10 protein-coding genes are annotated in these 12,850 nt (G+C 55.3%); 2 read left to right on the top strand and 8 right to left on the bottom strand.

Going from position 1 to position 12,850, the window contains the following annotated elements:
- Window positions 1-44 precede the first annotated feature (44 nt).
- Window positions 45-809: an HAD family hydrolase gene (locus GYN08_RS04235; RefSeq protein WP_166272779.1), complete on the top strand. Its 765-nt coding sequence runs from the start codon at window positions 45-47 to the stop codon at window positions 807-809.
- A 42-nt stretch (window positions 810-851) separates the two neighbouring features.
- Here GYN08_RS04235 and GYN08_RS04230 read toward each other — a convergent pair whose 3' ends face one another.
- From GYN08_RS04230 to pdhA, 8 genes are all read right to left on the bottom strand, one after another.
- Window positions 852-3,134 (bottom strand): DNA topoisomerase III, encoded by a 2,283-nt coding sequence (locus GYN08_RS04230; protein ID WP_166272778.1) that lies wholly within the window; start codon window positions 3,132-3,134, stop codon window positions 852-854.
- A gap of 232 nt (window positions 3,135-3,366) precedes the next feature.
- Window positions 3,367-4,854, bottom strand: coding sequence for a glutamate synthase subunit beta (locus GYN08_RS04225; RefSeq protein ID WP_166272776.1), 1,488 nt, complete (start codon window positions 4,852-4,854; stop codon window positions 3,367-3,369).
- A 156-nt stretch (window positions 4,855-5,010) separates the two neighbouring features.
- A complete protein-coding gene (locus GYN08_RS04220; protein WP_166272774.1) occupies window positions 5,011-5,499 on the bottom strand; it encodes a dihydrofolate reductase in 489 nt (162 codons plus the stop codon).
- A gap of 12 nt (window positions 5,500-5,511) precedes the next feature.
- Entirely contained in the window at window positions 5,512-6,306 is a 795-nt protein-coding gene (locus GYN08_RS04215) for a thymidylate synthase (protein ID WP_166272772.1), read from the bottom strand.
- Window positions 6,307-6,460: 154 nt separating this feature from the next.
- A complete protein-coding gene (gene lpdA, locus GYN08_RS04210; protein WP_166272770.1) occupies window positions 6,461-7,885 on the bottom strand; it encodes a dihydrolipoyl dehydrogenase in 1,425 nt (474 codons plus the stop codon).
- A gap of 4 nt (window positions 7,886-7,889) precedes the next feature.
- Complete coding sequence (locus tag GYN08_RS04205) at window positions 7,890-9,590, bottom strand: 2-oxo acid dehydrogenase subunit E2 (protein ID WP_166272768.1); 1,701 nt, start codon at window positions 9,588-9,590, stop codon at window positions 7,890-7,892.
- Between the two features lie 31 nt (window positions 9,591-9,621).
- Entirely contained in the window at window positions 9,622-10,599 is a 978-nt protein-coding gene (locus GYN08_RS04200) for an alpha-ketoacid dehydrogenase subunit beta (protein WP_166272766.1), read from the bottom strand.
- Between the two features lie 122 nt (window positions 10,600-10,721).
- Window positions 10,722-11,789 carry a pyruvate dehydrogenase (acetyl-transferring) E1 component subunit alpha gene (gene pdhA / locus GYN08_RS04195; protein ID WP_166272764.1) on the bottom strand — a complete coding sequence of 356 codons (1,068 nt, stop codon included), beginning with the start codon at window positions 11,787-11,789 and terminating at the stop codon, window positions 10,722-10,724.
- Between the two features lie 275 nt (window positions 11,790-12,064).
- Here pdhA and GYN08_RS04190 point away from each other — a divergent pair, with 275 nt between their 5' ends.
- Window positions 12,065-12,790: an alpha/beta hydrolase gene (locus GYN08_RS04190; RefSeq protein ID WP_166272762.1), complete on the top strand. Its 726-nt coding sequence runs from the start codon at window positions 12,065-12,067 to the stop codon at window positions 12,788-12,790.
- Window positions 12,791-12,850 lie beyond the last annotated feature (60 nt).

Genomic DNA, 12,850 nt, shown 5'->3' with positions numbered 1-12,850 from the left:
GCCGTACCGAGCTCCGCGGGCATATTCGAAGGAGTGAACATCCCGTGACGGGCACCTGCAAACAACATCTGATTTTCGATCTGGACGATACGCTTGTGTACTGCAACAAATATTTCGATTTGATTCTGGACCAATTTGTCGGGCGGATGACGGAATGGTTTTCGGATTACGGCCTTACGGCCGAGGAAATCCGAAAAAAACAGCTGGAGATCGATATTGCCGGCGTGCATGTCGTAGGCTTCGCCAGCCATCATTTCCCCGAATCGCTGATCGCGACTTATCGCCACTTCTCTGCCGTTTACGAACGAATCGTCAGCAGCGCGGAAGAAGCTCTGCTGATGAAGCTGGGAATGAGCGTATACGATCAGGAGACCGAAGCTTATCCCGGCATGGTCGAAACGCTGGAGCGTCTTCGAAGCGACGGGCACGGCCTATATCTGTATACGGGCGGCGAAGATAAGATTCAACAGCGCAAAATCGATCAAATGAAGCTCACCACCTACTTCGGCTCCGATATCTTTATCCGCCAGCACAAAAACGTAACGGCGCTTGAAGGCATTCTTCGGGCCAAATCGCTTCCGCGCGAATCGACCTGGATGATCGGCAATTCGCTGCGAACCGATATCGCGCCGGCGCTTAGCGCCGATATTCACGCCGTTTATCTGCGGCAGGAACGCGAATGGGCTTATAACATGGTCGAGCTGAACCCTTCTTCCAAGGGAACTCTTCATACGATTTCGAAGCTGCCCGAAGTCACCGATATTATCGGTCGTTTCACCGAAGACTGTTTTCAAAAACGGACCCTTTAAACGGGGTCCGTTTTTTTACGAAAACGTCTCGGCAGAAACCATTCACGAACGCTGTTTGTCCCGCTGCGGCTTTTCCGTCCGGTCCGCGAACAGGAAATCGAGCTTTTTCTGTTCCCCGTTCCAGGCCAGCGCCGCGTCGAACGTCTTTTCTCCCTTTTTGAAGCCTTTCAGCGTCAGCGTCTGTCCCTTGTCGAGCAGCCGCTTCACCTGAGTATCGGAGATCGCTTTGCCGAGAATTTTTTTGGACAAAGTGAAGGTGCAGGCCGGATATCCGGTGCATCCGTACATTTTTTTCTTGTCGACGACCGGCCTGCCGCAGATCGGACACGCACCGAGTTCGGGAGATCCGCCTCCGCCTTCGCGCGCTCCCGGTCCGCCTTTTTGACCGCCTGCTCCTCCGTACGCCGGACGATCTTCCCCGCTCGGCATCTCGACGGTAAACGACCAACTTTTCTCCGCGGCTATGGCGTCGGACACGATCTTTTGCGCCAGACGCTGGGCCTGCTCCATAAATGCTTTCGGCGACTCCTGTCCTTGTCCGATCTCGCCGAGCCGCTGCTCCCATTTGGCGGTCATTTCGGCCGAAGCGAGCACGCTTTCGCCCAGCGCTTCGATCAGCACGGTGCCTTTGTTCGTCGCGTAAACCATGTTTTTCCGAACTTCGATATATTTGCGGTCTTTCAACCCGCCGATGATGCCGGCCCGCGTCGCCTCGGTACCTAGCCCTTCCGTCCGCTGCAGCACTTTTTCCAGCTCCGCATTGTCCAGATGCTTGCCGGCCGTCTTCATAAGGGTGATCAGCTGGCCTTCCGTGTACCGTTTGGGCGGCTGGGTCTTGCCTTCCTTGACCTGCACGTCCGCGACCTGTCCGGCATCGCCTTCCTTGACGGGCGGCAGCACCGACAGATCGTCCTCTTCTTCCTCTTTGTCGCCTTTGTCTTCTTCCCGGCCGCCGCTTTTCGCCTTTTTTTTCGGCGTGCTGTCGTACAGCACTTTGCGCCAGCCTTCCTGCACGATCACTTTGCCCTTGGTCATAAAAGGATCGCGGCCGTCGACGAGCGTTACCAAATTCGTATAATCGATAATCGCCTTCTCCTCGTGCGCCGCAATCAAGCGTTTGGCGATGAGCAGATACAGATTGAGATGCATTCCCTGAAGCCGGCCCGGCGCAGGCACCTGCTCCGTCGGGATGATAGCGTAGTGGTCTCCGACTTTGGAAGCGTTGACGTAGCGTTTGTTGCCGATCAGCGTCGACTTGGGAGCGGGAAGAAAAGGCTTCAGTTCGTTGAATCCCTCAAGCTTTTTCAAAATGTCCGGAAACTGCTTCGCTTCCTCGTCGGTCACGTACGACGAGTCGGAACGCGGATACGAAATATAGCCGTCCAGATACAGCTGCTGCAGCGCACTGAGCGTATCCTGCGGGGAGTATTTGAAAATCTGGTTGGCCGCCGCCTGAAGCGACGAGAGCGAAAACAGCTGCGGCGGCTGGAACTCTTTCCGCTCCGTCTCGATCGAATCGACCACGGCGTCTTTCCCTTCGCAGCGGGCACGAATTTCTTCCGCTACTTCGGACGTTTTGAGCCGCGTCTCCTCTCCCTTGAACCAGGTCCCTTCGTATTCCGCTCCGCCGATCGCAAATTTCGCCTTCACTTCCCAGAACGGTTCGGGCTTAAAATTGGCGATCTCTTTTTCCCGGTTGACGATCAGCGCAAGCGTCGGGCTTTGCACTCGGCCGGTCGAAAAAACGCCCTGTACGCCTCTTCGCTGGAAGAGCAGCGAATATACGCGCGAACCGTTCATGCCGACCAGCCAGTCCGCGCAGGAGCGGCTTACCGCCTCGTAATACAGGTTCCGCGTTTCGCTCTCTTCCTTCAAATTGGCAAATCCCTGCTCGACCGCGCGCGGCGTAAGCGACGAAATCCACAACCGCTTCATCGGCTTCTTCACGCCGCTGAGCTGAATAATGATGCGTACGATATACTCCCCTTCCCGCCCGGCGTCGCTCGCGATAATGATTTCGTTCACTTCGGGACGTTTGAGCAGATCTTTTAACAGATTGAACTGCTTGGCCTTCGAGGGGGTGATGCGGTGCTTGAACTTGCCCGGCAAGATCGGCAGGCTGTCCAGACTCCAGCGCTTATAGGCCGGATCGTACTCCTCCGGCGGCACAAGTTCGCAAATATGTCCGACGGCCCAACTGACGTAAGCGCCGTCCGGAAAAGCGGGGCACTTGGCGATTTCGATATAGCCCTGCGTCTTTTTGTGTTTGAACGGCGCGGCCAGCTTCGCTCCCTGATCGGGTTTCTCCGCAATAATAAGCTGCAAGTTGATCTCCTCCTGTGGAATAAGCAAGCAAAAGGCCGAGAGTTCCCCTCCCGGCCTGCCTGGCCACGTTTCTTTCTTCGAACCGATATCCGAATATTCATTTTAGCACGAGGCCGCTTTTTTCGCCACAGGGCGAAGAGTACGCATAATCGAAACATCAAAAAAGGCCGTACGCGAAGTACGGCCTCCGATCATTTCCTGCTTGGCTTTGCCATGGTTAAGCGGTTGACGATCAGGCGAGAACGGTAGCTCCCATCAAAAACTTGTCGACCTCGCGCGCCGCTTCGCGGCCTTCGTTGATCGCCCAGACGACCAAACTTTGTCCGCGGCGCATATCGCCGGCAGCGAATACTTTGTCGACGTTCGTTTTGTAATCGCCGTATTTCGCTTTGACGTTCGTCCAGCGGTCCGTCTGCAGCCCGAGCTGCTGGGCAAGCGTCTGTTCCGGTCCGTCGAAGCCGATCGCGATCAACGCCATTTGAGCCGGGAACACGCGCTCCGTTCCTTCGATCGGCGCATAAATCTTTCGGCCGGTCTCGTCGACGATCCGCTGAATCTGCACGGTGTGCAGTTCTTTCAGGTTGCCCTCTTCGTCGCCGACGAATTTGGTCGTCATGATCGAGAACTCGCGGGGATCGTCGCCGAAGATCGCTTTCGCTTCTTCCTGCGCATAATCCAGCGTGTAGACGTTCGGGAACTGCGGCCAAGGGTTCGCGATCGGATCGCGCTCGAGCGGCGCCTTTTTATGCGTGCCGAACTGGGTGACGCTGCTGCAGCCGTGACGCAGGGAAGTCGCCACGCAGTCGGAGCCCGTATCGCCGCCTCCGATGACGATGACGTCTTTGCCGGCCGCGGAAATGTAGCTTCCGTCTTCCAGCCCGGAATCGAGATAGCTCTTGATCGTGCCGTTCAGGAAGTCCATCGCATACGTCACGCCCTTGAGATCGCTTCCTTCGATGTTGAATTCACGCGGTTTCGTTGCACCGCCGCAAAGTACGACTGCGTCGAATTCGTCGACCAGCTGCTGAGCCGGAATGTCCTTGCCGATCTCCGTCGAAGTTACAAAGGTGATGCCTTCCGCCGCGAGCAGATCGACCCGGCGCTGCACGATGCTTTTTTCGAGCTTCATGGAAGGAATACCGTAAGTCAGCAGGCCGCCGATACGGTCGGAACGTTCGTATACGGTCACATAGTGGCCGGCTTTGTTCAGCTGAGCCGCGCAGGCGAGTCCCGCTGGACCCGAACCGATAACGGCTACCTTTTTGCCTGTACGGTTTTTCGGAGGCTCCGGCTGCACCCAACCTTCCGCAAAGCCTTTTTCGATAATCGCTTCTTCGATCGTTTTGATCGTTACCGGCTGTCCGATCAGGCCGACGGTACACGAACCCTCGCACGGAGCCGGACAGATTCTGCCGGTAAACTCCGGAAAGTTGTTCGTCTTATGCAGACGGTCGAGCGCTTCTCTCCACAACCCCCGGTAAACGAGGTTGTTCCACTCCGGAATCAGGTTATGCACCGGGCAACCCGAAGTGCCGCCGGTCATGTTAATGCCCACATGGCAGTATGGCGTTCCGCAGTCCATGCATCTCGCGCCCTGCGTACGCAGCTCTTCTTCCGACATATGTTTATGGAATTCTTCCCAATCTTTCACGCGCTCCAGCGGACTGCGGTCCGCTGGCAGCTGGCGTTTGTATTCCATAAATCCAGTAGGTGTAGACATCGAACGTTTCCCCCATCCGCATAAGTTCTCATTTTTTTTATTCTCTATTCTATCACAAGCAAGATATTTCAACCATAATATCATTTTTCGTTCGCAATTTGAAATAGATTATGCGGAATTTTATTTGCATTTTCTGAATGGCACTTGCAAGATTCATCAGGAACGTTCGTAAATTTCAAAGACGTAGCGATAAACGTTCTTCTCGTCACGTATGCCTTCTTCGGATCCGACAAGCTTCCATGGAGACCAATCCAATGCCGGGAAATGCGCGTCTCCTTCGAAAGCGTCATGCACGCGGGTCACGCGCAAACGGTCGGCCAGCGGAAGAAACAATTCGTAAATCTGCGTCCCTCCGATGATCATGACTTCTTCGCCCTCGGCGGCTTTTAACGCTTCATCGACCGAATGCACGGTCTGCGCGCCTTCCGCCGCGAAAGAAGCGTCCCGCGTCAGCACGAGGTTCTGCCGATCTTTTAGCGGCTTGGAGCCGAACGATTCCCACGTCTTGCGTCCCATCACGACCGGCTTGCCCAACGTTTCGCGCTTGAAGTAGGCCATATCGGCGGGAATGCGCCAAGGCAGCGCATTGTCCCGACCGATCAGCCCGTTTTGGTCCTGTGCCCAGATCAGCGTAATGGTTGGCATAAGTCCTCCTCCTTATACGGCAATCGGCGCTTTGATGCCCGGCTGCGGATCGTAACCGACGAATTCGAAGTCTTCATAGCGATAATCGAAAATAGAATCGGGCTTGCGCAGAATTCGCAGCTGCGGAAGCTCTCCCGGTTCGCGCTTCAACTGCGTTTTGACCTGTTCGATATGGTTCGAATAAATATGGACGTCCCCGCCCGACCAGATGAATTCGCCGACTTCAAGCCCGCACTGCTGCGCGATCATATGGGTCAGCAGCGAATAGCTCGCGATATTGAAAGGCAGGCCGAGGAAGGTATCGACCGAACGCATCGTCAGCATGCAAGACAGCTTGCCGTCCGCTACGTAAAACTGGAACAGCAGATGGCAAGGCGGCAGCTTCATGTTGTCGATCTCGGCCACGTTCCAGGCGCTGACGATATGCCGGCGGGAATCCGGATTGTTCCGGATCGAATCGATTACCTGCGCGATCTGATCGATCCGACGGCCGTCCGGCGTTTCCCAGGCGCGCCACTGCGAGCCGTAGACCGGGCCCAGTTCTCCGTTTTCGTCCGCCCATTCGTTCCAGATGCGCACGCCGTTTTCCTGCAGATAACGCACGTTCGTGTCGCCTTTCAGAAACCAGAGCAGCTCGTGCACGATCGATTTCAAGTGCAGCTTTTTCGTCGTCAGCAGAGGAAAGCCCTCCGAGAGATCGAAGCGAAGCTGACGGCCGAATACCGAGACGGTGCCGGTACCCGTGCGATCGCCTCTTTCGGTGCCGTTATCCAAAATATCCTGCAGCAAATCCAAATATTTACGCAAAAAAGTCACCTCGTTAAATGTCTGCTGATAGTCGTTTTAATTCATTATTGTAGCATAGGGAAGCCTGTCACGAACAGTCGAAACACGGTGTTTTATGTACAAAAAAAGGACAGGCGTTTGACCGCCTGCCCTTTTTCTATCATTAGATTACAGTTTAACGCTTTTTCGGAGCCAATGCGTGGATCGGGTTGCCCAGAACCAGCTCGGCGGCTTCCATCACGATCTCGCCCAGTGTCGGGTGAGCGTGAATGGTCAGCGCCAGATCTTCGAGAGTCGCGCCCATTTCGACGGCCAGACCCATTTCGGCGATCATGTTCGTCGCTTCCAGACCGACGATTTGGCTGCCCAGCACGGTGCCGGTGCCTTCTTCGGCTACGATCTTGACGAAGCCTTCCGGATGGTTCAGCGATACCGCGCGGCCGTTGCCGCCGTAGCTGAATTTGCCCGCCACGACGTTGAAGCCTTTTTCTTTGGCTTCTTTTTCGGTCAAGCCGACGCTTGCGCATTCCGGATCCGTGAAGACCACGGCAGGCATGCACTTGTAGTCGACGACGGACGGATGTCCGGCGATTGCTTCCGCAGCGACTTTGCCTTCGTACGAAGCTTTGTGCGCCAGCGCCAGGCCGGGCACGATGTCGCCGATCGCGAAGATGTGCGGAATGTTCGTACGGCCCTGGTGATCGACTTTGATCAGGCCGCGCTCGTCGAGCTCGATGCCGATCAGGTCAAGACCCAGTTCGCCGTCGGTATTCGGACGACGTCCTACCGTTACGAGCAGGTAATCCGCCGTGATTTCTTTGCTTTCTCCGCCGACGGAGAATTTCACCGTAACGTCTTTGTCCGTTTGCGTAGCGCTCTCGGCTTTGGCGTTCGCGTGAATTTCGATGCCGTCTTTTTTCATCGTCTTGGACACGAGGTTCGTCATGTCTTTGTCGAAACCAGGCAGAACGGTATCCAGACCTTCGATGATCGTCACTTTCGTGCCGAATTTCGCGTACATCTGGCCCAGCTCGGCGCCGATGTAGCCGCCGCCGATTACGACGAGGCTTTTCGGAATCTCAGGCAGGTTCAGCGCTTCGGTCGACGACAGGATACGTCCGCCGAACGGGAAAGGCTTCAGTTCGATCGGGCGGGAACCCGTCGCGATGATGCAGTTCTTGAAGCGGTAGCGCGGCGATTCGTGATCGTTGAACACGCGCGCTTCGTTTTCGTTGATGAACATGCACTCGCCGTTGAATACTTCAACGTTGTTGCCTTTGAGCAGTCCCGTTACGCCGCTCGTCATTTTTTTGACGACGCCGTTTTTGAACTCTTGAGTCTTGGCGAAGTCGACTTTGACGTCGCTCGCCGTGATGCCGAAAGCATCGCCGTGTTTCGCGTTCTCGTAGCTGTGCGCAGCCGAGATCAGCGCTTTGGAAGGGATACAGCCGCGGTTCAGGCAGACGCCGCCGAGCTCGGCTTTGTCTACGATCAGAACTTGTTGTCCCAGCTGAGCGGCGCGGATGGCGGCTACATAGCCGCCGGGTCCCGCACCGATTACCAATGTGTCAATATCCAGGGAAGCGTCTCCTACTACCATATGTTTATACCTCCATTACCATCAGCTCGGGATTAGCGAGCAGGGATTTAAGATAGTTCATGCAGTTTTGTGCAGTAGCGCCGTCGATGAGACGGTGGTCGAAGCTCAGGGACAGAGCCATCATCGGAGCAGCCACGATTTCGCCGTTTCTTACGATGGCTTTTTCGCTGATGCGGCCCGTTCCGAGGATTGCCACTTCCGGATAGTTAATGATCGGCGTGAAGAACATGCCGCCTGCGGAACCGATGTTCGTGATGGAGATCGTGCTGCCTCTCATCTCGTTCGGAGCAAGCTTGCCGTCGCGGCCGCGTTTTGCCAGATCGCTGATCGATTCCGCGATCTTGAACACGCTCTTGCGGTCGGCGTCTTTGATGACCGGAACGATCAGGCCGTTTTCCGTGTCCGTCGCGATACCGATGTCATAGTGTTTCTTGTAGACGATTTCGTTGGCTTCTTCGTCGATCGAAGCGTTCAGGGCCGGGAACTCGCGTACCGCGGCAACCAGAGCCTTGACGATGAACGGCAGGTAAGTAACCTTGATGCCTTTCTTCTCGGCCAGCGGTTTCATGCGGGTACGGAAAGCGACCAACTCGGTTACGTCGACTTCGTCCATAATCGTAACGTGCGGAGCCGTGTAAGCCGATTTGACCATCGCGTTCGAGATCGCTTTGCGGATGCCCTTGAACGGCACGCGCTCTTCGTCTGCGGCTGCGGCCGATGCGGCAGGAGCCGAGGCTGCGGCTTTTGCCGGAGCTTCCGATTTCGCGGCTGCAGGAGCGGCCGATGCGGCTGCGGCAGGAGCCGGTGCAGCGGCAGCCGGAGCTTGTCCGCCGTTTTTCTTGAAGTTCTCGACATCTTCGCGAGTGATTTTGCCGTTCTTGCCCGAACCTTGAACCTGTCCGATTTCCACGCCTTCTTCGCGGGCGAATTTACGCACGCTAGGAGTCGCGAGAACTTCGCGGTTCGGAGCAGCGGAAGTCGAAGCCGCCGCAGGAGCGGACACCGGAGCCTTCGCTTCGGCTGCAGGAGCGGATTCTTCGATCGCTTCCGAACCTTCCGGCAGTTCGCCTTCCACTTCGATAATCGCCACGATGTCGCCTACATGGCGAGTTTCGCCGTCGGCAACGCGAACTTCGAGCACCGTGCCGTTAACCGGACAAGGCACTTCGACGACCGCTTTGTCGTTTTGCACTTCCATGATGATATCGTCGTCGGTAACTTTGTCTCCGGCTTTGATATGCATTTTGACGATTTCGCCTTCATGCAGGCCTTCGCCCAGTTCCGGGAACTTGTAGGCAAACTTGTTGCTGCCCGAAGCCTGCGAAGATCCTTGCGAAGCCGAAGGGTCGGCCGTTGCCGGCGAAGACGAGGCGCTTGTGTCCGCTCCGCCGACTGCAGCGTTCGACTCTTGAGCCGCGTCCGCTTCCGGACCCGGAGCCGTTTCCGTTCCTTCCGGCAGTTCGCCTTCGGCTTCGATGATTGCGACGATATCGCCTACATGGCGGGTTTCGCCGTCGGCAACGCGAACTTCGAGTACCGTGCCGTTGACCGGGCAAGGAACTTCGACGACCGCTTTGTCGTTTTGAACCTCCATGATGATATCGTCGTCGGTGACTTTGTCTCCGGCTTTAATGTGCATTTTGACGATTTCGCCTTCGTGCAGGCCTTCGCCGAGTTCAGGGAATTTATATTCAAACTTTGCCACGTTGCACTACCTCCTTCTGGATATCTGCTAATTAGAATTCAAGGACTTTCTTCACGCTTGTTGCGATGCGCTCAGGAGTCGGCAGCCATGCGTCTTCGATTTGCGCGAATGCGTAAACCGTATCCGGAGGAGTCACGCGCAGTACCGGAGCTTCGAGGTGCAGGATCGCTTTTTCGTTGATCTGCGCGATAACCTCTGCCGCTACGCCGGCTGTTTTTTGAGCTTCTTGTACGACGATGGCGCGGTTCGTTTTCTTGATCGAAGCCACGATCGTGTCGATATCGAGCGGGTTGAGCGTACGCAGGTCGATAACTTCGGCTTTGATGCCTTCTTTTTCGAGCTGATCGGCCGCTTTTACGGAAGTGTGCACGCACATGCCGTAAGTGATGATCGTAACGTCCGAACCTTCGCGCACGACGTTCGCTTTGCCAAGTTCGACCGTGTATTCGCCTTCCGGCACTTCGGCGCGGAACGCATGGTACAGGTTCAGGTGCTCCATGAAGAAGACCGGATCGTTGTCGCGGATCGCGGAGATCAGCAGGCCTTTGGCGTCGTAAGGGTTCGAAGGAACGACCACTTTGATGCCCGGGCTCTGTACGAGCAGACCTTCCAATGCGTCGGTGTGCAGCTCGGCCGCTTTAACGCCGCCGCCGAAAGGCGTGCGGAATACGATCGGCGAGTTGTAACGGCCGCCCGAACGGTAGCGCATGCGCGCCGCTTGAACGATCATTTGGTCGAGCGCTTCGAAGATGAAGCCGACGAACTGGATTTCGGCGATCGGGCGGAAGCCCTGTACGCCCAGACCGACAGCCATGCCGCCGATCGCGGATTCCGCCAGCGGCGTATCGAATACGCGATCCTCGCCGAATTCTTTTTGCAGACCTTCCGTTACCCGGAATACGCCGCCGACGTTACCTACGTCTTCGCCGAAGATCAGCACGTTAGGGTCACGCTTGAGTTCCACGCGCATCGCGTCGCGGATTGCTTCTTTCATATTCATTTGTGCCATTGCTACATTTCCTCCTTAACGTTACGTTCAATGGAATACTGCTCTATATGCGTTCGTTCATTATGCGCAGATCAAAGAGTTCGGAGGAGCGGCCTGCAGCAGGCGCTCCGCCGAATCGTTTATTATTGGAAATCGGCCTTTTGCTCTTCCAGATGCTTAGGCGTCGTTTCGAACATCGAGTCGATCAGTCCGGAAACGGTCATTTTCTCCGTTTTCTCGGCTTTTTTGATCTGCTCGGCTACGGTTTCTTTGGCTTCCGCTCTTACGCGTTCCGTATCTTCGGCCGTCCAAAGCCCTTTTTTCTCCAGGTACTTCTGCAGACGATGGATCGGATCTTTTTCGCTCCATTGTCCTTCCTCTTCTTTCGTCCGGTACTTGGAAGTATCGTCGGACAGGGAGTGCGGCTTGAAGCGGTAAGTCAAAGCTTCGATCAGCGTCGCGCCTTCGCCGTTGCGGCCGCGCTCTGCAGCGTCCTGAACCGCTTTGATAACGGCCAGAACGTCCATGCCGTCGATTTTCACGCCTTTGATGCCTGCGGCAACCGCTTTGTGGGCGATCGACAGGGCAGCCGTCTGTTTCGCGAACGGAGTCGTGATGGCGTAGCCGTTGTTTTGTACGAAGAAGATAACCGGGAGTTTGAATACGCCCGCGTAGTTCAGACCTTCGTAGAAGTCGCCTTCGGACGAACCGCCGTCACCCGTGTAAGTGATCGCGACTTGTTTTTGTTTTTTCAGTTTGAAGCCCATGGCGATCCCCATCGCGTGCAGGATCTGCGCGCCGATGATGATCTGAGGCATCAGAACGTTAACGCCTTCCGGAATCTGTCCGCCGTGCTGATGACCGCGGGAGTACAGGAAAGCTTGGTACAGCGGAAGGCCGTGCCATACGAGCTGCGGCATGTCGCGATAGCCCGGGCATACGAAGTCTTCTTTTTGCAGGGCGAATTCGCTGCCGACCATCGTCGCTTCTTGGCCGGATACCGGCGCGTAGAAACCGAGACGGCCCTGACGGCCCAGATTGATCGCTCTTTCGTCCCATGTACGGGTAAATACCATACGACGCATAACTTCTTTCAGTTGGTCGTCGGTCAATGTTGGCATCAACGCTTCGTTAACAATTTCGCCATCCGGCGAAAGAACGGAAAGAGCCTCGACTTCTTCCGTATATACTTCATAAGGAACCTTGCTCATTAGTTTCACCTCTATAAAAAATTTGAATATCATGTCCCTCTGTTATATCATTATTATACACCTGTTCTATACATTCGTCAAAGAAAATAAGCACTTTTATTATAACGCTTCTTTCTTTGTATGTATAACAGATTTATAATATTTGTGTAACAACAGAAAGAATCCCGAACGTTTTAGGTCTTTTCGTCCGCACCATCCCAATCTTACCCCATTCCCGGCCGCCCTGTAAAGCGCATGCAAAACGGGCGTCCGCTTAAAAAAAGGAGAGAAGTCGCATGACCGATTCCCGCTATTTGAAACGCACAATTGTGAAAGAAGTCATTGCAAGCCGCTTTTTAAATGAAGAAAGAGCGCTTCGCATCTATCTGCCGCCGGGCTACAACGAGGTGCTGAGCTATCCCGTCGTCTATTGCCAGGACGGCGAAGAATTTTTCAATTTCGGACGCATTGCGACCTACGCCAATCAGCTCATTCTCGACGAAGGAGTCGAGCCGTTCATCGTGGTCGGAATCGAGGTCGACGTAAAAAAAAGAACCTCCGAGTACGCTCCTTTCGGAGAACGGCATCAAAACTATGTCCGCTGCATAATGGAAGAGATTATTCCGTTCGTCGAGCAGAAGTACCGCGCGCGCGACGACGACCGCGTTTTGGCCGGCGATTCGCTCGGCGGTTCGATGTCGCTGCATCTCTCCCTTCTCTACCCGCGCGAATTCCCGCGCGTGATCAGCCTTTCCGGCGCCTATTACGGGGAGTCGCAGGAGATCGTGGCCCGCGAAACCGATTTGGAATGGCTCGACATTTACATGATCGTAGGCCTTCAGGAGAATGAATATCAGACGGATCACGGCACGTTCGATTTCGTCGATCTCAACCGCCGTACCCGCGACCTGCTGCTGGATCGGGGAGCGACGGTACGTTATGCCGAAAAAGAAGGCAAACACCTTTGGGGATTTTGGCAAAAGGAACTTCCGGACGCACTCACGTATTTTTTAACCCATTAACCCTTCCCTAACGCGCGTTTTTTTGTCGATCCTGCAAACTGTACGCAGCAAACGCGCCAA

It is taken from the genome of Saccharibacillus alkalitolerans, from assembly GCF_011090185.1.
GTDB lineage: Bacteria > Bacillota > Bacilli > Paenibacillales > Paenibacillaceae > Saccharibacillus > Saccharibacillus alkalitolerans.
The sequence above is the reverse complement of the archived record's forward strand: the minus strand, read 5'-3'. Positions and strand labels throughout refer to the sequence as shown.

Excerpts from the sequence above, each read along its gene's own strand:
- pdhA (WP_166272764.1), bottom strand. The coding sequence starts at position 11,789 with ATGAGCAAGGTTCCTTATGAAGTATATACGGAAGAAGTCGAGGCTCTT.
- GYN08_RS04225 (WP_166272776.1), bottom strand. The coding sequence starts at position 4,854 with ATGTCTACACCTACTGGATTTATGGAATACAAACGCCAGCTGCCAGCG.
- GYN08_RS04190 (WP_166272762.1), top strand. The coding sequence starts at position 12,065 with ATGACCGATTCCCGCTATTTGAAACGCACAATTGTGAAAGAAGTCATT.
- GYN08_RS04220 (WP_166272774.1), bottom strand. The coding sequence starts at position 5,499 with ATGCCAACCATTACGCTGATCTGGGCACAGGACCAAAACGGGCTGATC.
- GYN08_RS04200 (WP_166272766.1), bottom strand. The coding sequence starts at position 10,599 with ATGGCACAAATGAATATGAAAGAAGCAATCCGCGACGCGATGCGCGTG.
- lpdA (WP_166272770.1), bottom strand. The coding sequence starts at position 7,885 with ATGGTAGTAGGAGACGCTTCCCTGGATATTGACACATTGGTAATCGGT.